This window comes from Roseisolibacter agri (genome assembly GCF_030159095.1).
Classification (GTDB): Bacteria; Gemmatimonadota; Gemmatimonadetes; order Gemmatimonadales; family Gemmatimonadaceae; genus Roseisolibacter; species Roseisolibacter agri.
Genome location: NZ_BRXS01000006.1, coordinates 385,912 through 410,949, shown reverse-complemented (window position 1 = coordinate 410,949; position 25,038 = coordinate 385,912). Strand labels below are relative to the sequence as shown.

Genomic DNA, 25,038 nt, shown 5'->3' with positions numbered 1-25,038 from the left:
GGGCGCATCTCGCACGCCGCCATCTGCAGAGGCTCGGACGCCGCACACGCGCGCTTGACCACTCCTCGCCTCGCGTTTTCGTCACGATTCGCGTCGCGCGCGTGATGACAGCAGGCTCACGAAGGCGTCATGCGAATGTCATCGTCGGGATGCGGTGCGGACCTCAAGACGCATCAGGCGCGGGACGAGAATCGAGTCTGACGGCGGCGCGCGTGCCACACAGCGGTGCGCGCGCCACATCGCGCGGCGCGCAGCAGCGCCACGCACCGGTACCACGCTTCTCCACCGATCATGTCCTGGATCTCGAGCCGCGGCGCGCGCGCCGCGGCCACGTCCCGCCGGAGCCTCTCCGCGCGACTCCTCGTCCCGATCTGCGGCGTGACCGCAGCCGCCCTGGTGACGCTCGTCGCCACCGTCGCCACGCGCACCGCCGCGCAGAGCGAGCGGCAGGCGACGGCCAACGTGCAGGCGATCGCGGAGCAGTACGCGGAGAAGCTCGGCAAGGAGCTCGGCACGGCGATGACGACCGCGCGCATCCTCGGGCAGTCGCTCGAGGCGTCGCGGGCCGCTGGCGCGGCGAGCCGTGCGACCGCCGACTCGACGATCCATCGCATGCTCGCGAGCAACCCGTCGATCCTCGGCCTGTGGACGGGCTGGGAGCCGAACGCGTTCGACGGGCGCGACTCGTCGTTCGCGGGCACGCCGACGAGCGACGCGACGGGGCGTTACGTCCCGTACTTCAACCGCGGGTCGGGCGGCATCGTGCGCGAGGCGCTCGTCGACTACGACAAGGCGGGCGCGGGCGACTACTACCAGGTGCCGAAGAACACCGGGAAGGAGGCGGTCGTCGAGCCGTACGTGTACGCGGTCGCCGGGACGCCGACGCTGATCACGAGCCTCGCGGTTCCCGTCAAGGTGGACGGGCGCATCGCGGGCGTCGCCGGCGTCGACATCGCGCTCGCCGAGGTGCAGCGCACGGTGGCCGCGATCCATCCGTTCGAACAGGGGCGCGCCGCGCTCGTCTCGGGGGGCGGCAAGCTGCTCGCGCACCGCGACACCGCGCTGCTCGGCAAGGACGTGACGTCGGCGTTCTCCGACAGCGCGACGCTCGCGGCGGCGCGCGACGGCCGCCTGCACGTGGGCACCGCGACCGATCCCTCGGGCGAGCCGATCGTGCAGGTGGCGGTGCCCATCAGCGTGGCGCCGGACGCCGCGCCGTGGTCGCTCGTGCTCACGGTCCCGCGCGCTGCCATCCTGCGCGAGGCGACCGCGCTGCGCGACCTCATCATCCTGCTCGGCGGCGCCACGCTGCTGCTGCTCGCCGGCGTCGTGACGTACCTCGTGCGCAAGGTGACGCGCCCGCTCGTGGCGCTGGCGGCGACGGCCGAGCGCGTGCGCACCGAGGCGATCGCGGGCCTCGGCGCGACGGGCGCGGCGATGGCGCGCGGCGACCTCTCGCAGCCTGCGGTCGTAGACATCGCGGCGCTGTCGGTCGACTCGGAGGACGAGGTGGGCGTGCTGACGCGGGCGATCAACGGCATCGTCGCGCAGACGGCCGAGACGACGACGGCGTTCGCGGCCGCGGCGGCGGCGGTGCGCGGCGTGGCCGACGAGACGCGCGCGCTGATCGAGGCCGCGCAGCGCGGCGACCTCGCGCGCCGTGGCGACGAGGCGCGCTTCGAGGGCGCGTATCGGGAGCTGGTCGGTGGCGTCAACGCGCTGCTGGCGGCCGTCGTGACGCCCATCGGCGAGGCGAGCGCGGTGCTGGAGCGCGTCGCGCGGCGCGACGTCGCGGCGCGCATGACGGGACGCTACGACGGCGACTTCGCGAGCATCCAGCGCGCGCTCAACACGGCCACGGAGAACCTCGACGCGGCGCTCTCCGAAGTGCGCACGTCCGCCGAGCAGGTGGCGGCGGCGGGCGGGCAGATCGCGTCGGGCAGCCAGGCGCTCGCGTCCGGCGCGTCGGAGCAGGCGGCCAGCCTGGAGGAGGTCGCGGCGAGCCTGCAGGAGGTGGCGGCGATGGCGCGCACGAGCGCCGACAACGCGGTGCAGGCGCGCGCGATGGCGGCGCAGGCGCGCGAGAGCGCGCAGACGGGCGTCGCGCGCATGGAGCGGCTCACCGGCGCGATGGACGAGATCAAGCACGCCAGCGGCGAGACCGCGAAGATCATCCGCACGATCGAGGAGATCGCGTTCCAGACCAACCTGCTCGCGCTCAACGCCGCGGTCGAAGCCGCGCGCGCCGGCGACGTGGGCCGCGGCTTCGCGGTCGTCGCGGAGGAGGTCCGTGCGCTGGCCCTGCGCAGCGCCGAGGCGGCGAAGAGCACCGCGACGCTCATCGCGCAGGGCGTGCAGAGCGCGGAGCGCGGCGTGGCGCTGAACGCGGACGTGCTGGAGAGCCTGCAGGCGATCCACACGCAGATCGACGGCGTCTCGGCGATGGTCGGCGAGATCTCCGCCGCGAGCGAGCAGCAGGCCGACGGCGTCGAGCAGCTGAACCACGCCGTGGACCAGATGAACGGGGTGACGCAGCAGGTCGCGGCGAGCGCTGAGGAGTCGGCGAGCGGCGCGGAGGAGCTGGCGGGGCAGGCCGCGACGCTGCACTCGGTGGTGGCGCAGTTCCAGCTGACCGAGCAGGCTCGCGTCGCGCGTGGGCCCGCCCGCGCATCGCGCGGTCGCGGTATGGCCGCGGCGCGCTGAGCGACGCACGATCCCGCATGCAGCGAGGGCCGCGGCGCATGCGCCGCGGCCCTCGTGTCGTCCCCCCGCGTCGCGTCACGGCAGGTCGATGCCGCAGCTCCACTCGTAGACGCCGCTCAGGCGGATGTCGATCTGCGCCGTGCGCTGGTTGCGACGGAAGCGCGTGCGCTCGGGCTTCATAGCGGCCATCGGGCCGGTGAGCCAGCGGATCTCGCCCGTGGCCGCCTCGTACGCGTAGCGCCCCGTGCCGCCGTTGTCGAGGCGACGGTAGGTGCCGTCCGCGCGGAGCGTGAGCGAGCCCTTGGGATCGGAGACCATTCGCCGATAGGCGCCGGCGCCGCTCCAGTAGTCGTAGGTGCACGCGTAGCTGCCCAGCACGAGCGCACCGCCCCAGGCGGGAGTGGCCGGCGTTGCGGGGGCCGCGGGCGCGGGAGCCGGTGCGGCCGGTGCGGCGGGTGCCACCGGCGCGGCGGCGGGACGGACGGGCGGCGCCGCGGGTGCGGCAGCCGGCACCGGGGCGGCGGCGGGAGCGGTCGGCGTGGCGGGCGCGGGGCGGAACAGCGCCTCCATCCGCTCGCGCAGCTCGGGACGCTCGGCGAAGCGCGCGCCCAGCCGACGGCCGACCTCGGGGTCGAGCTTCAGCGCTCGCGTCACGACCGCCCGGGCGCTGTCGGCCCGCCCCTGTCCGGCGAGCGACGCGCCGAGGAGGAAGTGCGCGACCGCGCTGCGCGGCTCCAGGAGCGCCGCGCGCTCGAAGTAGCTCTGCGCCAGCGCCGGCTGGGAAGGCGAGGACTTGAAGAGGTAGCCGCAGCCGTAGAAGACGAGGTTCGCGGCGGAGAGCATGGGCGGCGTCGGCCCGTCGGGGTCGCAGCCGCCGAGGTCCTGGGCACGTGCGGCCGCGGGGAGCGTGGCGACGGCGAGCGCGACGAGGGCGGTGCGGAGGGCGGGGCGTGGAGCTGTGGGCACGTCCGGGTGGGGTGAAGGGCAGGTCACGCGGGTCCGCTGGGGAAACGAGGCGGGCGCGGCGTGCGTCACGGATGGGACGTCGGCCGTCGGCGCGCGGTGCCGGCGCCCGCCCGTGGCCGGTTAGATTCCGCCGCCGCAACGCCGGCCGGGCCCTCGCGGGCCCCGTCCGGCGGCCTCCCTCACCGTCATCCGCGCACCATGGCCAAGAAGGCGCTCGTCACCGGCGGAGCCGGGTTCATCGGCTCGCACGTCGCCGACCTGTTCGTCGCCGAAGGGTACGCCGTCACCGTCGTCGACAACCTGTCGAGCGGGCGGCGCGAGAACCTGAACCCCGCGGTGACGTTCGTGGAGGGCGACATCGGCGCCTCCGAGACGGCGGCGCTGGTGCGCACGGGCGGCTTCGACGTCGTGTGCCACCTCGCCGCGCAGATCGACGTGCGCAAGAGCGTCACCGATCCGCGCTTCGACGCGACGCAGAACGTCCTCGGCTCCCTCAACGTGCTGGAGGCGGCGCGGCAGGCGAAGGCGGAGGGCGGCCGCGCGCCGCGCGTCGTGTTCGCGAGCACCGGCGGCGCGCTGTACGGCGACTTCGTGCAGCCGCCCGCACGCGAGACGGATCCCAAGGATCCCGAGTCGCCGTACGGCATCGCGAAGCTGAGCGTCGAGTACTACATGGCGTACTACGCGCGCCAGCACGGCATGGAGTGCGTCGCGCTGCGCTTCGCCAACGTCTATGGCCCGCGACAGGACCCGCACGGCGAGGCCGGCGTGGTGGCGATCTTCTGCAACCGCATCCTCGACGGCCGCGCGATGACGACGTTCGGCACCGGCGAGCAGACGCGCGACTACGTGTTCGTGAAGGACGTCGCGCGCGCGAACTTCCTCGCCGCGACCACCGCGCTGCCCCCCGTCGGCCCGCTGGACGCGCGCGCGTTCAACGTCGGCACGGGCATCGAGACGAGCGTCAACCGCCTGGCCGAGCTGCTGCAGCAGGCGGCGAACAGCCACACGCCCGTCGAGCGCGCGCCCGCGCGCGCCGGTGAGCTGCAGCGCAGTGCGCTCGTGGTCGACAAGGCCCGCGAGCAGCTCGGGTGGACGCCGCAGGTCTCGCTCGCCGACGGCCTCGCCGAGACGTACCGCTTCTTCGCCGAGCGTCGCGTGCGTTCCGCGGGAGCGACGGCGTGAGGGTGAGGTCCGTGATGCGCACGATGACGACCACGTCGCTGCTGGCGCTCGCGAGCATGACGGCGAGTGCCGGCGCCGGCGCGCAGGAGACGCCGGCGCTCGGCGGCGGCAGCGCCGCGGCGTCGAGCGGCGTGCCGAGCAGCGCCTACGAGCTGGTGGTCGCCGGCTCCACCGAGACGAAGGTCGTGCTCGTGCTGCTGCTCGTGCTCTCGCTCGTGAGCTGGGGCATCATGCTCGCGAAGTTCCGCGAGTTCGGGCGCGTGGAGAAGGCGGGCCGCCAGTTCGTGCGCGAGTTCGAGCACGCGGGCTCGCTGACCGAGGCCGAGCGCGTCGCGGGCCGCGCGAGCGCGAGCCCGTTCGTCGACGTCTTCCGCCGCGCGATGCTCTTCCTCTCGGAGACCCGGCCCGCGCTGCCGGGCAGCTCGGATCGTGGCGCGCGCCTGAGCGCGTCGCAGGTGGAGGCGCTGCGCCTCGTGCTCGACGCCGAGAGCGACGGTGGCAGCGACCGCCTCGGCCGCTTCGTCTCCTGGCTCGCGACCATCGGCTCGGTGAGCCCGCTCATCGGGCTGCTCGGCACGGTGCTCGGCGTCATCTCGGCGTTCACGGGCATCGCGCAGAAGGGCTCGGGCAACATCGCCGCGGTCGCGCCGGGCGTGGCCGAGGCGCTGGTGGCGACGGCGGCCGCGCTGACGGTGGCCATTCCCGCGGTGTTCGGGTACAACGCCCTGGCGAACCGACTGAACCGCATCCAGGGAGAGCTGGACGGCTTCGGGTCCGAGCTGATCGCGCTGCTCGTGCGCGAGGACCGCATCTGAGCCGCGCCGACCGGGAGACCGCACCGTGAGCCGCCGTCGTCGCGAGCGCTTCGCGCTCAACGCCGAGATCAACGTCGTGTCGCTGATCGACGTGATGATGCTGCTGATGGTGATCTTCATGATCACCGCGCCGATGATGCAGGGGGGCGTCGACATCGCGCTTCCCACGGCGAAGGCGCGCCCGCTGGAGGCGAAGCGCAGCCTGTCGGTCTCCGTGACGCGCGACGGCCGCATCTTCGTCGACGAGACGCCGCTGTCGCTCGCGGAGTTCGAGGGGAGCTTCCGCACGCTGGCGGAGCAGAAGGGGAGCGCGGGCGGCGTGTACCTGCGCGCCGATGCGGGCGTGCCGTACGGTACGGTGGTGCGCGTGCTGGGCGTGATGCGCGCGAGCGGGGTGGGCGACGTGGGCCTCGTCGCGGAGCCCGAGGCGACGCCGTGACACGGGCGACCGGCGGCGCGGCCGCCGGCGGCGAGCCGGCGGTGGTGGGGCGCTACGTGCCGCGCCCGTCGGCGCGCGCGCGCGCCAAGTCGACGCGGCTGGGCGGCCCGATCGCCTTCTCGGCGGTGGTGCACGCGGCGGTCATCGCGGCGCTGGTGATCGTGCGCCCGGCGCCGCTGCCGCCGCTGCCGCCCGTGTATCGCGTGGACCTGGTGGCGGCGCCGCCGGGCCCGCGCGCGGAGGGGATCGTCCCGCCGACGCCCGCGCCGCCGACGCCGCCCGCGCCCGAGCCGCCGGCCCCGAAGCCCGCGCCCCCGCGCGCCGCCGAGCCGACGCCGAAGGAGATGCCCGCGCCCAAGGCCACGCCCGAGCCGAGCCGGAAGCCGCCGCCGGCGCGCGCGACGCCGAACCCGGCGCCGGCCAAGCCCGCGCCCGCGAAGCCCGACGCGGCGAAGCCGACGACGCCCGCGAAGCCGGCCACGCCGCCACGCGCGGGCGGTGGCCCCGAGGGCGGGCGCGGCACGGACGTCGCGAACGTCAGCATCCGCGGGCTCGAATTCCCGTTCCCTGGGTACCTGCAGAACATCGTCCGGCAGGTGGCGCTGCGGTTCACGCCGCCCGGCGGCGGCGGCGCGCTGACCGCGGACCTCGCGTTCCTCATCCATCGCGACGGGTCCGTGTCCAACGTCCGCATCGTGCGGCGGTCGGGGAACTACGCCTTCGACCTCGAGGCGCAGGGCGCGATCGAGGCGGTGGGCGCGGCGAAGGCGTTCGGGCCGCTGCCCGAGGGTTTCCGCGACGACGTGCTGCCCGTGACCTTCAGCTTCGACCCGCGCGTCATCCGCTGACGCGCGCGCTTCCCAACATCGCCTCGTGACGCCCTCCCGCATCGCCCGCCCTCTGGGCGCGCCCCTGGCGCTCGCCGCCGCCCTCCTCGCCGCCCCGACGCTCGCCGCGCCGCTCCGCGCGCAGGACTCGACGGCCGGCGTCAGCGTCCGCCTGATGTACGAGTCGGGCACGCGACCCGGCGTCGTCGTGCTCCCCGTGAAGGGGACGGCGGGCGACTCGATCCGCGCGATCCTGGAGCGCGACTGGGACTTCGGCGACCGCGTCACCGTCGTCACCGGATCCGCGGGCGACGCGCTGGCGACGGGCACGTCGATCAACTGGGACCTCGCGAAGCGGCTCGGCGCCGCGGCGGTGGTGCAGCCGACGGTGAACGCGCAGGGCGCGCTGCACCTGGCGGTGCACGACGTGGCGCGACGGCAGCTGCTCGCGGTGCGCGACTTCGCGCTCGCCGGGCAGCCGCTGAGCGGCGAGTGGCGGCAGAGCGTGCACCTGGCCGCCGACGAGGTGGAGCGGTGGCTGACGGGCGTGCGCGGCATCGCGTCGTCGCGCATCGCGTTCATCCGCGACCGCCGCGTGTGGATCGTCGACAGCGACGGCGAGAACGCGCGCGCGATCTCGGACCGCGGCGCGCTCTCGCCGGCGTGGCACCCGAGCGGCCGCAGCGTCGTGCACAGCGTGCTGACGGACCGCGGCTATCAGCAGATCGTGGTGCGCGACATCGGCGGCGGGCAGCGCGTGGTCGCGCAGGGCGGGGTGACCAACATCACGCCGACCGTGTCGCCCGACGGCGAGACCGTCGTCTATGCGAACGGGCAGGAGCGCGGCGTGGACCTGTTCGCGGTGCCGTTCACGGGCGGGAGCCCGCGGCGCATCACGATCGGGCGCGGCACCGACAACATGTCGCCCAGCTTCAGCCCGGACGGGCGGCGCCTGGTGTTCACCTCGGGCCGTTCCGGCCACCCGGAGGTGTATATTACCGACGCCGATGGGACGAACGCCGAGCTGCTGACGCAGTTCGCGTACGGCGAGCAGAGCTACCGGTCCGACCCGGACTGGTCGCCGGACGGACGCCTGGTGGCGTTCCAGTCGCTCATCGGCGGGGTGTTCCAGGTGATGACCATCGGGTTGCGCGACAAGGGAGTGAAGCAGCTCACGGCCGAGGGACGGAACGAAGCGCCGTCCTGGGCTCCCGACTCGCGCCACGTGGTGGTGACCTCCACGCGGACCGGGCAGCAGCAGCTGTTCGTGCTCGACGTGGAGACCCGGCGCGCGCGGCAGCTGACCCGAGGGGGCGGCGGCGCGCGCATGGGGGCCTGGTCGCCCTGGCTGGCCTCCGCGGCATCCGCCCGGCCCTGAAGCGACGGGGGCCGGCGCGCCGTCCCATCCGCAGCAGACCACCCGCGGTCCTCACCGGAGACTTCTCGACATGCCCATCGCTCGTCGCGCCCAGTTCGCCCGTGCCACCGTCCTGTTCACCATCGCCGGGCTGACGCTCGCGGCGTGCCGCAAGAAGCCGGCGGCCGCCCCCGCGCCCGCGCCGACGACGCGTGTGAACCAGGACAGCATCGACGCCGCCCGCCGGGCGCAGGAGGAGCGTGACCGCGCCGCCCGCGACGCCGCCGCGCGCGACTCGGCCGCCCGCGCCCAGGCCCGCCTCGACAGCATCGTGAACGCGGCGCGCGCGACGCTCAACGCTCCGGTGTACTTCGACTACGACGCGGCCGACCTGCGCGACGACGCGCGCGGCGTGCTCGAGGCCAAGCTGCCGATCCTGACGGCGAACTCGGGTCTCCGCATCCGCATCGCCGGTCACACCGACAGCCGCGGCTCCGACGAGTACAACCTCGCGCTCGGCCAGCGCCGCGCGTCGGCGGTGAAGGACTGGCTGACGGGCCGCGGCATCGACGGCGGTCGCATCGAGATCGTCAGCTTCGGCGAGGAGCGCCCGGGCTGCACCGAGGAGGCCGAGTCGTGCTGGTCGCAGAACCGTCGCGCCGAGTTCGAGGTGACGGCGGGCGGCGAGCGCCTCACGGTTCCGGGCGGGGCCCAGTGAGCATGCGCCACGCGCGCCGACTCGCCGTCGTCGCGGCCCTGCCGCTGACGACGGCCGCCTGCTTCGCCACGCGTGCCGACGTGCGCGTGCTGCAGCAGGACATCGCGACCGTGCGCAGCGAGACGGCGCGGGCGGATTCGGCGCGCGTGGCGCAGCTGGACCGCGTCACGTCGCAGCTCGGCGCGGTGAACGACTCGCTCCGCGCCATGTCGTCGCGTGCCGCCCGCTTCCAGGGCGACGCGCGCGACGCGCTGCGCGGGCTCGGCGAGCAGCTGATCCAGGTGCAGGAGCTCACCGGCCAGAGTCAGCGGCGCCTGCAGGAGCTGCGCGCCTCGATGGAGCAGCGTGCGGAGACGGCGCCACCCGCGGGCGGCGCGCCGGTCGCCGCGGTCGACTCCACTGGCGGCCCGGGGCCGAACCAGCTGTACGAGATCTCGCTCGACCAGTTCCGCCGCGGCAGCTTCGCGACGGCGCGCACGGGGTTCCTCGATCTCCTGCGCCGCTTCCCGACCGCCGACGTCGCGGCCGACGCGCAGTTCTACGTCGCCGAGTCGTACGCGAGCGAGCGCAACGCGGCGGCGGCCGACAGCGCGTACCAGGCCGTGGTGACGCGCTACCCGCAGTCGCCGCGCGCGGCGACCGCGCTCTACAAGCGCGCGCGCGCCCGGCAGGCCGCCGGCCGCCGCACCGAGGCGCGCCCGCTGTTCGAGGAGCTCGTGCGTCGCTTCCCGCGCTCGGACGAGGCGGAGCTGGCGCGCGAGGCCCTGCGCGAGACGACGCGTCCCTCGGGGACGCGCGACCGATCCTGAGCCACACGGGCGCGCCCGCGCGCCGCGCCCTGCCGCACCCGCGATGACCTCGCCGATCAAGAGCGCCGCGGCCGAGATGCCGTTCCTCGACCACCTCGAGGAGCTGCGGTGGCGCCTCGTGTGGTCGCTCGCGGCGTTCTGCGTCGCGCTCGTGGTCGCGTTCGCGATCGTGTCGCAGTTCGACATCATCAAGTGGCTCGAGGCGCCGGTGCTGCCGTTCCTCGGCGGGCGCAAGCTGGTGTACACGAACCCGGCCGATCCCTTCGGCATCGTCCTGAACGCGTCGTTCGCGCTCGGGCTGCTGCTCGCGTCGCCGGTGATCGGCTACCAGCTGTGGGCGTTCCTCTCGCCGGCGCTCTACAAGCACGAGAAGCGCATCATCATCCCGGTGCTCGCGGGCGGCGTGGGGCTGTTCCTGGCCGGCGCCGCGCTCGCGTTCTTCGTCGTGCTGCCGTTCACGCTGCAGTTCCTGCTCTCGTTCCAGAGCTCGGCGATCGAGCCGATGCTGACGGTGAGCGGGTACTTCGACTTCGCCATCGGGATGGCGGTGGCGTTCGGCATCGTGTTCGAGCTGCCGATCGTGATCCTCGCGCTGACGGCGCTCGGGATCCTCACGCCGGCGTTCCTGAACAAGTACCGCCGGCACGCGATCGTGCTCTGCATCGTCGGCGCGGCCTTCGTGACGCCGGGCGCGGACCCGACCTCGCTGTTCGCGCTGGCGATCCCGCTCTACTTCCTGTTCGAGCTGAGCGTCGTGCTGTCGACGGTGATCTACCGCCAGCGGGTGCGCCGTGAGGCGCGCCGCGCGGCGCTGGAGGAGGCGGAGACGGCCGCGGCGATGGTACGGCCGCTCGACGCGGACGCCGGCCCGGTGCGCCTCGACCAGGGCGGGATCGCGTGAGCGCGGGCGTCAGGACGCCGATGCGACGCGCGCTCGCGGCGTGCGGGATCGCGCTCGCCGCGCTGGCCGCGGCGGCCGGCGCGCAGCCGCCGGGGCTTCCGGGCGGCGTCCGCCTGCCGAACATCGGGGGCGGCGCGCAGCAGCCCACGCGGCGCCCCGGCAGCGACTCGGCGCTGGTCAAGTTCCTCGATCCCGACTCCACGCTGACCGCGCTGCTCGCGCGCCCCGGCTTCACCGCCACGCGCTACCAGGGCGACACGGTGCGCTTCCAGGCGGAGCGCCGGCTGCTCGTGCTGGAGGGGAAGCCCGCCGCCGTCGAACGCGAGGGTACGCTGCTCGTCGGCAGCCACGTCGAGTACGACGACTCGACGCAGGTCATCGTGGCGCGCCCGGACTCGGTGCGCGGCGACACGGTCTTCCTTCGCGACCCGTCGCAGGCGGACGTCTCGGTGCGCGGCCGCATCGTCTACTACGTGGCCGAGAAGCGCGGCACGATCGAGCAGTTCCAGACGGCGGTCACCGAGGGCGAGACCTGGTTCGTGTCGGGCGAGCGCGGCGCGCTCGTGAGCGACTCGATCATCGAGGGGCGCCGCTACGTCTTCGCGCGCGACGGCTCGGTGACGAGCTGCAGCGAGACCGTGCCGCATTACCACTTCGAGGCGCGCGACATCAAGATGGTGACGCGCAACCTGCTCGTCGTGCGGCCGGCCGTGCTGTACATCGCCGACGTGCCGGTGATGTGGCTCCCGTTCGTCTTCCAGGACATGCGCAGCGGCCGTCGCAGCGGGCTGCTGACGCCGCGCTTCGGCGTCGCGGAGCTGATCCGCAACTCCCCGTCGTACAAGCGGTCGATCGAGAACCTGGGCTACTACTTCAACCTCGGCAGCTACGCCGACGCGTCGGCGTGGATGGACTGGCGCAGCGGCTCGCGCGGCGACGGCTTCGACCCGGGGTGGATCCGCGCGAACGCCGAGACGCGCTACCGCATCATCGACCGCTTCATCCAGGGCCGCCTCTCGGCGTCCTACACGGCGAACCGCGGCGGCACCCGGAACCTCGCCGTCTCGCTGGGGCACGAGCAGGCGTTCAACCAGCAGCGCCGGCTGTCGGCGAACCTGAACTACGTCCAGAACACGACGGTCCAGCGGCAGAACAGCCTGAACCCGAACGCCGCCCTCGGCACGATCGCGTCGCAGCTGAACTTCCAGGACAAGTTCGGCCCGACGTCGATGAGCATCGGCGGCACGCGCAAGCAGTTCCCCGGGCGCGACCAGGTCGACCAGGACTTCCCGAACCTGAACCTGACGACCCGCACGATCTCGTTCGGCGAGAACGTGGACTGGACGCCGACGCTCTCGCTCACCAACACGCAGAGCTTCCGGATCGACCAGGGGACGCAGTTCGCCTACGTCTACCGGCGGGACGCGTCGGGACGCCTGGACAGCGCGTCGGTGAACCCGTCGCGGCGCAACACGTCGGTGCGCGTCGAGTCGCCGATCAAGATCTTCGACTTCAACTGGGCCAACTCCTTCAGCTTCACCGAGGAGGTCCAGGACTTCCCGCAGACGCGCCCCGTCTACCGCGACATCCGCGACACGACGACGCGCGAGACGCGGGTGTTCAACCAGACGTACCTGTCGAGCCTCGACTGGAACACGTCGTTCAACCTGCCGCGCTTCCTGCAGGGCACCTGGAACGTCTCGCCGACGGTCAGCCTGTCTAACGTGGACGCCGGTGGCCTGTTCGTGCGCAGCGAGCGCACGGGCGGCAAGTGGGTGGCGCAGCGCAAGCGCGCGTCGGTGGGCGTCAGCTCGTCGCCGACGTTCTACGCCTTCCCGCCGGGCTTCGGGAAGGTCGAGCGGTTCCGCCACTCGATCAACCCGGTCATCTCGTACAGCTACTCGCCCGAGGCGCGGGTGAGCGACGAGTACCTGAACGCGATTGGCCGCGCGCCGCAGGGCTACCTGGGCGCGCTGGTGCAGAGCCGCGTGTCGCTGCAGCTCTCGACGAACCTCGAGGCGAAGATGCGCGCGCGCGCGCCGTCCGCGCCGGCCACGGGGACGCCCGCGCGAGCGCCCGGCGACAGCGCCGCGCCCACGCCGGCCGACAGCGCCGCCGTCACCGACACGACCACGCGGCCCGTCCGCACCGACGCGGGCGGCTCGGCCGTCGCGGAGGGGAACAAGGTCCGCCTGCTGTCGCTGAACTTCACGGGGCTCAACTACGACTTCGTGCGCGCCGACTCGATCGGCGGGAGCCTGCTGAACCAGCGCGGCTTCACGGACCAGACGTTCGGCTTCAGCGCGCGCTCGGACCTGATCCCGGGCCTCGACTTCCGCACGACGTACTCGCTCTTCCTCGGCGATCCGGCCAGCGACACGGCGGTGTTCAAGCCGTACCGCACCGAGATGGGCGTCAACTTCTCGCTCGACCAGAACTCCGCGATCTTCGGCACGCTGGCGCGGCTGTTCGGCCGCAAGGTGCAGCCGTCGTCCACGACGGGCGCGGCCACGCCGTCGCAGTCGCGCGAGGCGGCCACGCCGGGCGGCGACGCCTTCTTCTCGCGGCAGGCGGTCGCGCAGCAGGTCGCCGGCTCGGCCGCCCGCAACGCGGCGTACGACATCCCCAACACGAACGGCTGGCAGGCGAGCGTCACGTACACGGCGTCGCGCCAGCGCCCGGACATCCGCGGGCCCATCATCCAGGCCGATCCGACCGTCGCCTGCCGCGCCTTCGTCAACCAGCCGGCGTACATCTACGAGAACTGCCTGATCCAGGCGCGCACCGCGCCGCCGGCGGGCACGCCCCTCGGCTCCACGACGTTCGGCGCGCCGGTGTACGCCTCGCCGCCGCAGCAGTCGCTGACGCTCAACACGAGCTTCCCGGTGACGCAGAAGTGGGCCGCGCAGTGGTCCACGACCTACGACGCCCAGCGCGGCGGCTTCGCCAGCAACCAGGTGACGCTGCAGCGCGAGCTGCACGACTGGCGCGCGGTGTTCGCCTTCACGCAGTCGCCGAACGGCAACTTCGGCTTCAACTTCTTCGTCGCGCTGAAGGCGCAGCCGGACCTGAAGTTCGACTACAACCGGCAGACCTTCCGCGCCCCGGGCCAGAGCGGGACGTTCTAGTCGCGCCCGCCGCCTTGTCGGGGAGCGTCGCGCGGTCGACATTCCCCGGATGAACGGCACCGAAGTGGTCATCGACGGGCGGGCCCTGACGCTCGCCTCGCTGCGCGCGGTCGCCGACGGCTCGGCGCGCGCCGTCCTGTCGCCCGAAGCGCGCGCCCGCATGCTGGCGACGCGCGCGGTGGTGGACGACATCGTGGCGCGCGACGCCGTGGTCTACGGCGTCACGACGGGCTTCGGCAAGCTGTCCGAGGTCGCCATCCCGCCCGACCGGCTGCGCGCCTTGCAGGTGAACCTGGTGCGCAGCCACGCCGCGGGCGTGGGCACGCCGCTGTCCACGCCCGAGGTGCGCGCGATGATGCTGCTGCGCGCCAACGTGCTCGCGTGCGGGCACTCCGGCGCGCGGCCGGAGCTCGTCGAGCTGCTGCTCGCGATGCTCGCGCAGGGCGTGCATCCCGTGGTGCCGGAGCAGGGGAGCGTCGGCGCGAGCGGCGACCTCGCGCCGCTGTCGCACCTGGCGCTGGTGCTGATCGGCGAGGGGGAGGCCGAGCATGGCGGCCGCGTGATGGCGGGCTGCGAGGCGCTGGCCGCGGCCGGCCTGTCGCCCGCGACGCTCGAGCCCAAGGAGGGCCTCGCGCTGGTGAACGGCACGCAGGCGCACGCCGCGGTGGGCGCGCTCGCGCTGGCCGAGGCGGTCGCGCTCTGGCAGACGGCGCACGCGGCGGGCGCGATGACCGTCGAGGCGCTCATGGGCACGCCCGACGCCTTCGACGCGCGCATCCACGACGTGCGCGGTCAGCACGGGCAGCGCGAGAGCGCCGCGCTGCTGCGCGCGCTGCTCGCCGACAGCGAGATCCGCGAGTCGCACCGGACGAACGATCCGCGCGTGCAGGACGCCTACGCGCTGCGCTGCATGCCGCAGGTGCACGGCCCGGTGCTCGACGCGCTGCGCTTCGCGGGCGGGCTGCTGGGGCGCGAGCTGAACGCCGCCACCGACAACCCGCTCGTCTTCGCCGACGGGACGATGCTGAGCGGCGGCAACTTCCACGGGCAGGCGGGCGCGATGGCCGCCGACGTGCTGGCGATCGCGCTCACGAACCTCGCGACGATGAGCGAGCGCCGCATCGACCGGCTGGTGCACCCGGACCTCAACCACGGGATGCCGGCCTTCCTCGCGAACGAGCCCGGGCTGGAGTCCGGCTTCATGATGGCGCAGGTCTCGGCCGCCGCGCTGGCGAGCGAGTGCAAGACCCTCGCGCATCCCGCCAGCGTCGACACCATCCCGACGGACGGCAGCAAGGAGGACGTCGTGCCGATGGCGATGGGGGCGGCGCTCAAGCTCCGCCGCGTCGTGCACAACGTCCGCCACGTGCTCGCCATCGAGCTGCTGTGCGGCGCGCGCGGGATCGACCTGCGCGCGCCGCTGCGGCCATCCGCCGGCGTGGCCGCCACGCACGCCGCGGTGCGCGCGCTCGTCGCGCCGCTGACGGGCGACCGCCCGCCGTCCCCCGACGTACGCCGCCTCGCGGACGCGATCGCCGAAGGGCGCTTCGTGCCCCAGGCGTCGCGCTTCGCCGACTCGATCCTCGCGGAGGTCCAGACGTGAGCGCTCCCATCACCGCTTCGTCCACCGCGCCGAATGCCGGCCTGCCCGGCGCGCGGCCCGTGCGCGCGCCGCGCGGCACCGCGCTCACCTGCAAGGGCTGGGAGCAGGAAGCGGCGCTGCGCATGCTGATGAACAACCTCGATCCCGACGTCGCCGAGCGGCCGGACGACCTGGTCGTGTACGGCGGGACCGGGCGCGCGGCGCGCAGCTGGGAGGCGTTCGATGCGATCGTCGCGGCGCTGCGCGCGCTCGAGGGCGACGAGACGCTGGTCGTGCAGAGCGGCAAGCCGGTGGCGGTGCTGCGCACGCATGCGGCCGCGCCGCGCGTCGTGATCGCCAACAGCAACCTCGTGCCGCGCTTCGCGACGTGGGACGAGTTCCGCCGGCTGGAGCAGCTCGGGCTCACGATGTACGGGCAGATGACCGCCGGCTCGTGGATCTACATCGGCTCGCAGGGGATCGTGCAGGGGACGTACGAGACCTTCGCGGCGGTCGCGAACCGGCACTTCGGCGGCTCGCTCGCCGGCCGCCTCGTGCTCACGGCGGGACTCGGCGGGATGGGCGGCGCGCAGACGCTGGCCGGCACGATGAACGGCGCCGTCGTGCTGGGCGTCGAGGTCGACGAGTCGCGCATCGACAAGCGGCTCGCGACGGGCTACTGCGACCGCAAGGCGCACGACCTGGACGAGGCGCTGGCGCAGGTGGAGCACGCGCGGCGCAGCGGCTCGGCGCTGTCGGTGGGGCTCGTCGGCAACGCGGCGGACGTCCTGCCGGAGCTGGTGCGCCGCGGCGTCGTGCCCGACGTCGTCACCGACCAGACGAGCGCCCACGACATGCTGCACGGCTACGTGCCCGCCGGCCTGACGCTGGCCGAGGCGGCCGCGCTGCGCGTCGACGATCCCGCGGAGTACGTCCGCCGCTCGACGGCGAGCGCGGTGCGGCACGTCGCCGCCATGCGCGCCCTGCAGAAGGCCGGCGCGGTCGCGTTCGACTACGGCAACAACATCCGCACGGTCGCCTACGACGCGGGCTTCGCGGAGGCGTTCGAGATCCCGGGCTTCGTGCCCGAGTACATCCGCCCGCTCTTCTGCGAGGGGAAGGGGCCGTTCCGCTGGGTCGCGCTCTCGGGCGATCCCGCCGACATCCACCGCACCGACGCGCTCGCGCTGGAGCTGTTCCCGCACGACCACGCGCTGCGCCGCTGGATCACGCTCGCGCGCGAGAAGATCCACTTCCAGGGGCTGCCGGCACGCATCTGCTGGCTGGGGCAGGGGGACCGCGCGCGCTTCGGCGTCGCGCTCAACGACCTCGTGGCGCGCGGCGAGCTCTCGGCGCCGATCGTGATCGGGCGCGACCACCTCGACACGGGCTCGGTCGCGTCGCCCTTCCGCGAGACGGAGGCGATGCGCGACGGCAGCGACGCGATCGCGGACTGGGCAATCCTCAACGCGCTCGTGAACGTGGCCAGCGGCGCGTCGTGGGTGTCGTTCCACCACGGCGGCGGCGTCGGCATCGGCAACTCGCTGCACGCCGGCCAGGTGACCGTGGCGGACGGATCGCCGCTGATGCGCGAGCGGCTGCAGCGCGTGCTGACGAACGATCCGGGGATGGGCGTCGCGCGGCACGCGGACGCGGGATACCCGGAAGCCATTGCGGCGGCGAGCCGCCACGGACTCAACCTTCCCATGCGGTGACGGCTCGGCGCTCGGCGCTGGGCGCTCACCCGGCGGCCGGGTGAGCGCCCAGCGCCGAGCGCCGACGGCCGTCGTACGCGGAGCCGGAGGCGCGCGATGCTCTCTGCCAGATTCAAGCCCTACCACGTCCCGCTCTTCCTCGCCAAGTACGCGTGGCTCAAGGCGCGCCGGCGGCCGGTCCTCGTGCACTTCGAGGCGACGCTGCGCTGCAACGCGCGCTGCGGCTTCTGCGACTACTGGAAGACGCCGGCGGAGACGAAGGCGGACGAGCTGAAGAGCTTCGCGGACGCCGCGCGCTACTTCAACCCGATGCTCGTCACGTGGACGGGCGGCGAGCCGCTGCTGCGCCGCGACCTCGAGTCGCTGGTGGCGGCGGTGAACGGCGCGGTGCGCCTCAAGTACGTCACGCTGATCACGCACGGCGGCATGCTGACGCCCGAGCGCGCGCAGTCGCTGTGGGACGCGGGCATCAACCAGTTCAGCATCTCGCTCGACTACCTGGACGGCCGCCACGACGTGGCGCGGGGGATTCCCGGCCTGACCGAGAAGATCTTCCGCACCGTCGATGCGATGCGCGCGCGCGGCATCGACAACATCCGCTTCAACACGGTCATCAAGGACGACAACCTCTCGCAGGTCTTCCCGATCGTCGAGAAGGCGGAGTCGCTGGGCTGCGGCGTGAACCTGAGCGTCTACACGGACTCGAAGAACGGGAACGTCGAGCACCTGATCCGCGACCCGCAGTACGACGAGATCGACGACCTGGTGGCGCGGCTGCTCGCGTTCAAGCGCCGCCGCCGCGGCGTCATCACGAACTCCGACTACTACCTCGAGCAGATCCCGCGCTACGTGCGCGGCGAGATGACGGAGCCGTGTCGCAGCGGCATCGACACGATCCACGTCAGCCCCACGGGCGGCGTGCGGCGCTGCCCGGACTTCCCGAGCGACTTCCACTGGTCGGAGTTCCGGAAGTACGAGCCGATCGACTGCAACGCGTGCTACTACGCCTGCCGCGGCGAGGCGCAGGCCCCGATCCGGATCGCGTCGCGCGTGCGGGACGTGATGGGGAACGTGCGGACGCCCGGGGTGATCTCGTGAGCGTCGAGCGGCGAGCGTCGAGCGTCGAGGGACATCCGTCGGCAACCGGTGCTCCGCTCACGAGAGAGGCAGACCCGCCGCTCGACGCTCGACGCTCGACGCTCCTCTTCACCAACGCCGCTCAGGTCGTCACCTGCGCCGGTCCCGCGCGCGCCCGTCGCGGCGCGGAGCTGCGTGACGCTGGCGTGCAGCCGCCAGGCACCGCGGTCGCGGTCGTGGACGGTCGCATCGCCGCCGTCGGGCCGCAGGACGCGCTGGAGCTGCGCTTCGCCGATGCCGACCGGATCGACTGCGGCGGGCGGCTGCTGATGCCCGGCCTCGTGGACTCGCACACGCACGCGATCTTCGGCCGCCCGCGCTTCGAGGAGCAGGAGCTGCGCGCGATGGGGCTCCCGTACATGGAGATCGCGAAGCGCGGCGGCGGGATCCACAGCTCGGTGCGCGACCTCCGCGCGCGGGCCGAGGACGAGCTGGTGGCGCTGGCGCTGCCGCGGCTGCGGCGGATCGCGTCGTACGGGACGACCACCGTCGAGGTGAAGTCGGGCTACGGCCTCACGGTCGTGGACGAGCTGAAGACGCTGCGGGTGATCCGCCGGCTGCAGGAGCTGCTCCCTCTGCGGCTGGTGCCGACCTGGCTGGGGGCGCACGAGGTGCCGCAGGAGTACCGGGCGCGGGGGGACCAGGGGCGGGCCGACTACCTCCGACTCCTCGTGCACGAGATGCTGCCCGCGGTGGCGGCGGAGGGGCTGGCCCGATTTGCTGACGTTTTCTGCGAGCCGGGCGTCTATACCGTGGCGGAGAGCCGCGTGCTGCTGGAGGCTGCCCGAGTGGCGGGCCTCGGCCTCAAGCTGCACGCCGACGAACTGCAGACGTCCGGCGCGGCCGAGCTGGCCGTCGCTCTGGGGGCCGCTTCGGCGGACCATCTGGCGGCGGTGAGCGAGGACGGCGTGCGGGCGCTCGCGGCCGGCGGCACCGTGGCGACCCTCCTCCCCGGGACCATGCTCTTCCTGGGGAGCGCGCGGCAGGCGCCCGCGCGCGCGCTGATCGACGCCGGGGCCCCCGTGGCCCTGGCGTCGGACTTCAACCCGGGGACGAGCCCCACCGTCAACTTCCCGCTCGTGCTCACCCTCGCCGTCAGCCAGCTCCGCCTGACCGCCGCCGAAGCGGTGGTCGCCGGAACCGTGAACGGTGCCGCCGCGCTCTCCCTCGCAGGGGAGACGGGGCAGCTCGCGCCCGGATTCTCGGCGGACCTGGCGCTGTTCGACGCCGAGGACGTGCGCGAGCTCCCGTACTGGTACGGCGACCGGCTGTGCCGCGGGACGTGGGTGGGCGGCGTGGCCTGTCACCCGTTCGAGGCACGTTTCACCTCGCAGCCCTGACCGGTGATGTCCGCGCTCGCCAAGATCAAGAAGCAAGCGGCCCAGCTGGAGCACGACCGACAGTACGACAAGGCGCTGGCCCTCTACACGCGCCTCCTGGACGCGTCGCCCGAGGCCGACGACGAGATCGACGTCGCGCTCTACAACCGGGCGGGCGACGTCGCGCTGCGTGCCGGCGACACGCCGCGCGCGGTCACGTACTACGAGCGCGCCCTCGACCTGTACGCCGCCGGCGGCTTCCTCAACAATGCGATCGCCCTCGGCGCCAAGATCCTGCGCCAGGCGCCGGAGCGCGCGGCCACGCATTACACGCTGGGCGTGCTGCACGCGAAGAAGGGCTTCCGCAGCGACGCGCGGCAGCACTTCCTGACCTACGCGGAGCGCATGCAGCGGGGCGGGCAGGGCGGCGAGGTGGCGCGCAGCCTGGCCGACTACGTCGTCCTCTGCGACGGGGCCGCGGATGCGCGGGCGGGCCTGGCCGCGCACCTCGCGACGGGCGGCGCGCGCCCGGCCGACCAGTCGGCCAAGCTGCAGGAGCTCCTCGACCAGGCGCTGCGCGCGGCCGGCCTCGGCGACGAGGCGACGGCCGAGTTCGAGACGCCGCGGGCCGGTGGCGCATCGCGCAACGCCGCGGCGGCGGACCTCGTCTTCCTGGACCTCGACGCGGCGGCGATCGAGGAGGCGGCGGCCGCGCACGAGGCGCCGCTCGACCTGCTGTCGTCGGTGGACTTCTCCGAGCCCGCGGCGGCCGAGGCGCCCGCGTGGGCGGATGCGCCGTCCATCGACCTCGACCTGTCCGCGCCGGCCGCGACCGGCGCACCGCTGGCCTCGCTGCCCGGCGAGCTCCCGCCCCTCGCGCCGTCGATGGTCGCGCTGGACGGGGGACGTGGCGACGGCGACTGGGCGCACGCCGCCGAGTCGCCGCTGGCGATCGACGTCGACGTCCCGGTCGGCGTGCCGGCGTTCGCGGACGCGGACCTCGCGAGCATCGATCTGGAGTCGGCCGTCGTCGAGCACGCGGTCGAGGCGCCGGTGGGGCTCGGACTCGAGCTGCTGGACGTCGAGCCCCTGGACGTGGAGGCTCCCGATACGCCCGACGAGTCGCCCGTCGCGTGGAGCGACGCGAGTGTGGACCTGCCCCTGCTGGTCGACGACTTCGCCGCCGACGTGGCGGCAGCGCCCGCGGTTGAGCAGGCGGCGGAGCAGGCCGAGGAGCCGCTGCTGGAGCTGGAAGCGCACGACCTCGTATCGCCGGTCGCGCAGGTCGCGGCGCCCGCTCCGGCACCGGAGCCTGCGCCCGCGGCCGCCGTGGTCCCCGACTCCGACGGCCTCGACCTCGGCGCATGGCTCCGCGACAGCGAGCCCGCGAAGAGCACGCGCCTGATCGCGCCCACGATGCCCACGACGGGCGACGAGGAGGCCGACTTCCAGGCGACGCTGCAGGCGTTCAAGGCGGGCATCGCGCGCTCCCTGGAGGACGCCGACTTCGACGCGCACTACGACCTCGGCGTCGCGTACAAGGAGATGGGGCTGCTGGAGGAGGCGATCGGCGAGTTCCAGAAGGCCGCGCGGGCGCCGGGCCGTCCGCTGCGCGCGATGGAGGCGCTCGCGTCGTGCTTCCTGGAGCGTGGCGAGCCGGATCTCGTGCTCTCGACGCTCGCGCCGGTCGCGGGGACGCTGTCGGGCGACGCGCCGGCCACATCGGAGGCACCGCAGCAGGTCGCCCTGTGCTACCTTCTGGGAGCCGCGTCGCAGGAGGTCGGTCGTGTCGACGACGCGCGGGCCTGGTACCTCCGGGTCCTGGCGACCGACTATGCTTTCCGCGACGCCGCCACGCGGCTCGCCTCGCTCTCACCGCCGACCAGATGACCGTGTCCGCGCGCTCCCGCGCCGACGTCGCCGCAGCCCTGCAGGACATCCAGGCCCCCGTGCGCGCACGCCTCGACCGAGTGTCGGGCGAGATCTGGCGCATCGTGGCGACCGACCTGGCGATCGCCGACGAGGTCAACCAGCACCTCGCGGCGATGAAGGGCAAGATGTTCCGCCCCACGCTCGTGCTGCTGTCGAGCGCGGTCGACGACACGCCGGAGGAGCGCGCGATCCCGATCGCCGCCACGCTCGAGGTGCTGCACCTCGCGACGCTCGTGCACGACGACGCGGTGGACCACTCGGTGCTGCGCCGCGGCATGCCGACGATCAACGCCCTGTTCAGCCATCAGGTGAGCGTGATCATGGGCGACTTCCTCTACGCCCGCGCGCTCACGGAGCTCGTGCGCCTGAACGACTGGGACGTCGCCCGCGTCTTCGCCGATGCGTCCACCACGATGACCCTCGGCGAGATGCGGCAGCTGGGCGCGATCGACGCGCTCGCGTTCTCCGAGGACGACTACGACGCGCTCATCCGCGCCAAGACCGCGTCGCTCTTCCGCGCCGCCTGCGAGCTCGGCGCGCTGACCGGCGCGCGCCGCCACCGCGAGGCGCTGGTGCGCTACGGCGAGCGGCTCGGGATGGCCTTCCAGGTCGCCGACGACCTGCTCGACTACACCGAAGGGCAGGAGATGACCGGCAAGCCGACGGGCCTCGACCTTCGCGAGCACAAGGTCACGCTGCCGCTCATCGCCGCGCTGCGGAGCATGGCGCCGGCCGGCCGCCGGAGCGTCGAGGAGCTGTTCGCGACCGCGGAGCCGACCGACGCCCAGGTGGCCGAGATCATCGCGCTGGTGAGCGAGCACGGGGGGCTGGAGTACGCCCGCCGCCGCGGCGACCAGTTCGCCCGCGAGGCCGAGGAGGCGCTCGCGGACCTGCCCGACACGCCGGTGCGCGCGTCCCTGGTGGACGCCATCGGGTACGTTCTGGACCGCCGCTGGTAGGCCGGGGTATGGCAACGCGCAACACGTCGTCCCGCCGCCGGCCGCGCTTCCACGCCGGCGTGCTCGCCGCTGGCTTCATCGCCGGTGGGCTGCTCACCCAGGTCGCGCGGCGCTTCCTGCCGCCGGGCGCGGTGAAGGAGTTCCTGACCACGGGCGTCACGCCCGCGCTGGGACCGCTCTCGATCGACCTCGTTATATTGAAGTTCGCACTCGGACCGATCGCGCTGGACGTGTCGCTCCTGAGCCTCGTCGGCGTCCTGCTCGCCTACCTCATCGCTCGGTCGCTCTTCTAGGAGACCGCCATGTTCAGCAACATCGGCCTGCCCGAGATCCTCATCATCCTGCTGATCGTCCTCATCCTCTTCGGGGCGAAGCGCATCCCCGAGGTCGCGGGCTCGCTCGGCAAGGGCATCAACGAGTTCAAGCGCAACATGAGCGAGGCGCAGCGCGCCATCACGGAGCCGGCGCGCGACGAGACGCGCAGCATCGGCGCCGAGCGCGAGGTGCCCCGGCCGGTCGAGACGGCGGCCGAGGAAGAGGCCCGGCAGCCGAAGCGTCTGCTGAGCTGAGCCTCGCACCACGCGAGAAGGCCCCGGATGCATCGCGCCTCCGGGGCCTTCGTGCATCCACCGGTCGTGAGGTGCTGAAAGCGACGCGGGGCCGCGACTCGATCCGAGTCGCGGCCCCGCGTCGCTCGCGTGCGGCGCCGGTCAGCCCGCCGACTGCGCGCGCTGCGCCGCGAGGACGTCCTTGCGGTTGTCCTCGAGCTTCGCGCTCTCGCGCAGGCTGGAGAGGTACTCGCGCACGCGCGACTGGCGGAGCGCCTGCGTGATCTGGCGACGCTGCTGCGTCTTCTGCGCCTGCCACGCGCCCTTGTCCGCGTTGACGCGCTGGTCCACGCGCAGCACGACCACCGCGTCGCGCGAGATGACTGGCGCGCTGATCTGGTTCACCGGGACGCCGAACGCCGCGCCGTGCGCCGCCGTGAACTGACCGAGGCCGGGCACCAGCGACGTGCGCGTGAACATCGGCGTCGTGCCGAGCTCCACGCCCTTCGTCGCCTGCGCCGCCGCCTCGAAGCCCTTCGTGCGCGCGGCGGCCGCGAACTCCTGCGCGCGCGGCAGCAGCAGCTCCAGCTTCTTCTCGCGCTGCAGGCGGCGGAGGATCTCGTCGCGCACCTCGGCCAGCGGCTGCGCGCCGCCGGGCGTGAGCGAGTCGAGGCGCGCGAGGTAGTACGCCTCGGGCGCGTCGAACAGGTCGCTCGACTCGCCGACCTTCGCGCCGCCGAACGCCCACGCGCTCACGCTCGGCACGTAGCGGCCGTTCGCCGTCAGCGGCTCCTTCTCGATCGCGACGACCTGCGTCTTCGGCAGGTTGTACTTCGCCGCGGCCGCATCGAACTTCTTCGGATCCTCCGCGGCGGCGGCGTCCTTCGCCAGCGCGTCGGCCGCGCGATCGGTGCGCGCCGCCGTCGAGTCGCTCTGGCCGATGCGCACGAGGATGTGGCGCACCGCGAGCGTGTCGCCGTTCTTCGCGTCGACGCGGATGACGTGATAGCCGAACGGCGTCGCCACCGGCTGCGAGAGCTGGCCGGGCTGCAGCGCGTACGCCGCGGCCTCGAACTCCGGCACGAAGCGGCCGCGCGGGCCGCGGCCCAGGTCACCGCCCTGCGCGCCCGACGCGCTGTCGGCCGACTCGCGGCGCGCGACGTCCTCGAACTTCGCGCCGGCCGCGATCTCGTCGCGCAGCGCCTGCGCGCGCTGGCGCGCGGCGGTCGAGTCCTCCGCCGTCACCGTGCGCGGGATCGCGACCAGCGAGACGACCGCGCGGCCGGGCCGCTCGAACGTCTTGCGGTTGCGCTCGTAGTACGCCGACACGTCCGCGTCGCTCACCTTCACCGCGGAGTCTGGGATGAGCTCCGGGCGGAACGCGGCGTACGTCACGCGCGCCGAGTCGTGCGTGTCCTGCCAGAGCGCCCACAGGCGCGCGTCGGACGCGTAGACGTCGCTCGCGACCTGCGCGAACAGCTTCTGCTTCGGGATCTCGCTGCGGTAGTACGCCTCGAGGTACTGCAGGATGCCCTGCGCCTTCGCCGCCGGGTTGGCGAGGAAGCGACGGTACTTCTCGGGGTCGAACTGCCCGTCCGTCTGCAGCTCGGGGTTCTGCAGCAGCTCGGGCGGCGGCGACGTCTGCGCCGCCGCGATGATCTCCGCGTCGGTCACCTGGATGCCGCGGCGATCGAGCTCCTGGCGCACCAGGCGGTCGTTCACCAGGTCGTCGAAGACGGCCTGCTCGAGCTGCTGGCGCTCGTCGAGCGTGAGGCCGCGGCCGAGGCGCTGGCTCTCCTGCTGCTCGCGGAGCTGCACCGCGCGGAAGTACTCCGTCGCGAGGATGTCCTCCCCGTTCACCTCCGCGATCGCGGTGTTGGAGGTGACGACGTCGCGGTTCAGCAGGCCGGACGTCTCCACGAGCAGGAAGCCGCCGACGAACGCGACGATCAGGATGATCCAGACGTACTTCGCGGCGCTCCGCATCGATTGCAGCAC

Annotated in this window: 20 protein-coding genes; 18 read left to right on the top strand and 2 right to left on the bottom strand. The window is 73.6% G+C overall.

Annotation, left to right across the window (positions count from 1 at the left end):
* Positions 1–378: 378 nt before the first annotated feature.
* The gene (locus rosag_RS20200; RefSeq protein WP_284351981.1) at positions 379–2,703 is read left to right on the top strand and encodes a methyl-accepting chemotaxis protein; all 2,325 of its coding nucleotides are present in this window, start codon (positions 379–381) and stop codon (positions 2,701–2,703) included.
* Positions 2,704–2,778: 75 nt separating this feature from the next.
* On the opposite strand, the gene rosag_RS20195 is transcribed toward rosag_RS20200, so the two are convergent.
* Positions 2,779–3,669, bottom strand: coding sequence for a hypothetical protein (locus rosag_RS20195; protein ID WP_284351980.1), 891 nt, complete (start codon positions 3,667–3,669; stop codon positions 2,779–2,781).
* Positions 3,670–3,867: 198 nt separating this feature from the next.
* Between rosag_RS20195 and rosag_RS20190 the strand changes: the two genes are divergently transcribed.
* The 17 genes from rosag_RS20190 to rosag_RS20110 all read left to right on the top strand — a co-directional run bounded on the left by rosag_RS20190 (position 3,868) and on the right by rosag_RS20110 (position 23,061).
* Positions 3,868–4,854, top strand: a complete 987-nt coding sequence (locus tag rosag_RS20190) for an NAD-dependent epimerase/dehydratase family protein (protein WP_284351979.1) — start codon at positions 3,868–3,870, stop codon at positions 4,852–4,854.
* A gap of 14 nt (positions 4,855–4,868) precedes the next feature.
* On the top strand, positions 4,869–5,669 hold the full coding sequence (locus rosag_RS20185) for a MotA/TolQ/ExbB proton channel family protein (protein WP_284351978.1): 801 nt from the start codon (positions 4,869–4,871) through the stop codon (positions 5,667–5,669).
* A gap of 25 nt (positions 5,670–5,694) precedes the next feature.
* Positions 5,695–6,108, top strand: coding sequence for an ExbD/TolR family protein (locus tag rosag_RS20180; protein WP_284351977.1), 414 nt, complete (start codon positions 5,695–5,697; stop codon positions 6,106–6,108).
* A complete protein-coding gene (locus tag rosag_RS20175; protein WP_284351976.1) occupies positions 6,105–6,956 on the top strand; it encodes a TonB family protein in 852 nt (283 codons plus the stop codon). Before rosag_RS20180 ends, rosag_RS20175 begins: the two co-directional genes overlap by 4 nt.
* A 25-nt stretch (positions 6,957–6,981) precedes the next feature.
* On the top strand, positions 6,982–8,313 hold the full coding sequence (locus rosag_RS20170; protein WP_284351975.1) for a hypothetical protein: 1,332 nt from the start codon (positions 6,982–6,984) through the stop codon (positions 8,311–8,313).
* Between the two features lie 70 nt (positions 8,314–8,383).
* Positions 8,384–9,010: an OmpA family protein gene (locus rosag_RS20165; protein WP_284351974.1), complete on the top strand. Its 627-nt coding sequence runs from the start codon at positions 8,384–8,386 to the stop codon at positions 9,008–9,010.
* Positions 9,011–9,012: 2 nt separating this feature from the next.
* Positions 9,013–9,819: a tetratricopeptide repeat protein gene (locus rosag_RS20160; RefSeq protein WP_284351973.1), complete on the top strand. Its 807-nt coding sequence runs from the start codon at positions 9,013–9,015 to the stop codon at positions 9,817–9,819.
* 43 nt (positions 9,820–9,862) lie between these two features.
* The gene (tatC, locus tag rosag_RS20155) at positions 9,863–10,720 is read left to right on the top strand and encodes a twin-arginine translocase subunit TatC (protein WP_284351972.1); all 858 of its coding nucleotides are present in this window, start codon (positions 9,863–9,865) and stop codon (positions 10,718–10,720) included.
* Positions 10,721–10,740: 20 nt separating this feature from the next.
* On the top strand, positions 10,741–13,848 hold the full coding sequence (locus tag rosag_RS20150; protein ID WP_284351971.1) for a putative LPS assembly protein LptD: 3,108 nt from the start codon (positions 10,741–10,743) through the stop codon (positions 13,846–13,848).
* 49 nt (positions 13,849–13,897) lie between these two features.
* Positions 13,898–15,451, top strand: a complete 1,554-nt coding sequence (hutH, locus tag rosag_RS20145) for a histidine ammonia-lyase (RefSeq protein ID WP_284351970.1) — start codon at positions 13,898–13,900, stop codon at positions 15,449–15,451.
* A 41-nt stretch (positions 15,452–15,492) separates the two neighbouring features.
* Positions 15,493–17,145: a urocanate hydratase gene (gene hutU / locus rosag_RS20140; RefSeq protein WP_345784868.1), complete on the top strand. Its 1,653-nt coding sequence runs from the start codon at positions 15,493–15,495 to the stop codon at positions 17,143–17,145.
* 96 nt (positions 17,146–17,241) lie between these two features.
* Positions 17,242–18,243 (top strand): radical SAM protein, encoded by a 1,002-nt coding sequence (locus tag rosag_RS20135; protein WP_284351968.1) that lies wholly within the window; start codon positions 17,242–17,244, stop codon positions 18,241–18,243.
* A gap of 185 nt (positions 18,244–18,428) precedes the next feature.
* Entirely contained in the window at positions 18,429–19,622 is a 1,194-nt protein-coding gene (gene hutI / locus rosag_RS20130) for an imidazolonepropionase (RefSeq protein WP_284351967.1), read from the top strand.
* Between the two features lie 6 nt (positions 19,623–19,628).
* Positions 19,629–21,491, top strand: a complete 1,863-nt coding sequence (locus rosag_RS20125; RefSeq protein ID WP_284351966.1) for a tetratricopeptide repeat protein — start codon at positions 19,629–19,631, stop codon at positions 21,489–21,491.
* A gap of 2 nt (positions 21,492–21,493) precedes the next feature.
* Positions 21,494–22,492 (top strand): polyprenyl synthetase family protein, encoded by a 999-nt coding sequence (locus tag rosag_RS20120; RefSeq protein WP_284351965.1) that lies wholly within the window; start codon positions 21,494–21,496, stop codon positions 22,490–22,492.
* Positions 22,493–22,500: 8 nt separating this feature from the next.
* Positions 22,501–22,785, top strand: a complete 285-nt coding sequence (locus tag rosag_RS20115; RefSeq protein ID WP_284351964.1) for a DUF4321 domain-containing protein — start codon at positions 22,501–22,503, stop codon at positions 22,783–22,785.
* Between the two features lie 9 nt (positions 22,786–22,794).
* Positions 22,795–23,061 carry a Sec-independent protein translocase subunit TatA/TatB gene (locus rosag_RS20110; RefSeq protein ID WP_284351963.1) on the top strand — a complete coding sequence of 89 codons (267 nt, stop codon included), beginning with the start codon at positions 22,795–22,797 and terminating at the stop codon, positions 23,059–23,061.
* Between the two features lie 141 nt (positions 23,062–23,202).
* Here the strand turns inward: rosag_RS20110 and rosag_RS20105 are convergent, their stop codons facing one another.
* Entirely contained in the window at positions 23,203–25,038 is a 1,836-nt protein-coding gene (locus rosag_RS20105; RefSeq protein ID WP_284351962.1) for a peptidyl-prolyl cis-trans isomerase, read from the bottom strand.

Coding starts and splice junctions, on each gene's coding strand:
- hutH (WP_284351970.1), top strand. CDS start 13,898: ATGAACGGCACCGAAGTGGTCATCGACGGGCGGGCCCTGACGCTCGCC.
- rosag_RS20115 (WP_284351964.1), top strand. CDS start 22,501: ATGGCAACGCGCAACACGTCGTCCCGCCGCCGGCCGCGCTTCCACGCC.
- rosag_RS20125 (WP_284351966.1), top strand. CDS start 19,629: ATGTCCGCGCTCGCCAAGATCAAGAAGCAAGCGGCCCAGCTGGAGCAC.
- rosag_RS20110 (WP_284351963.1), top strand. CDS start 22,795: ATGTTCAGCAACATCGGCCTGCCCGAGATCCTCATCATCCTGCTGATC.
- rosag_RS20165 (WP_284351974.1), top strand. CDS start 8,384: ATGCCCATCGCTCGTCGCGCCCAGTTCGCCCGTGCCACCGTCCTGTTC.
- rosag_RS20150 (WP_284351971.1), top strand. CDS start 10,741: ATGCGACGCGCGCTCGCGGCGTGCGGGATCGCGCTCGCCGCGCTGGCC.
- rosag_RS20185 (WP_284351978.1), top strand. CDS start 4,869: ATGCGCACGATGACGACCACGTCGCTGCTGGCGCTCGCGAGCATGACG.
- rosag_RS20160 (WP_284351973.1), top strand. CDS start 9,013: ATGCGCCACGCGCGCCGACTCGCCGTCGTCGCGGCCCTGCCGCTGACG.
- rosag_RS20190 (WP_284351979.1), top strand. CDS start 3,868: ATGGCCAAGAAGGCGCTCGTCACCGGCGGAGCCGGGTTCATCGGCTCG.
- rosag_RS20135 (WP_284351968.1), top strand. CDS start 17,242: ATGCTCTCTGCCAGATTCAAGCCCTACCACGTCCCGCTCTTCCTCGCC.
- tatC (WP_284351972.1), top strand. CDS start 9,863: ATGACCTCGCCGATCAAGAGCGCCGCGGCCGAGATGCCGTTCCTCGAC.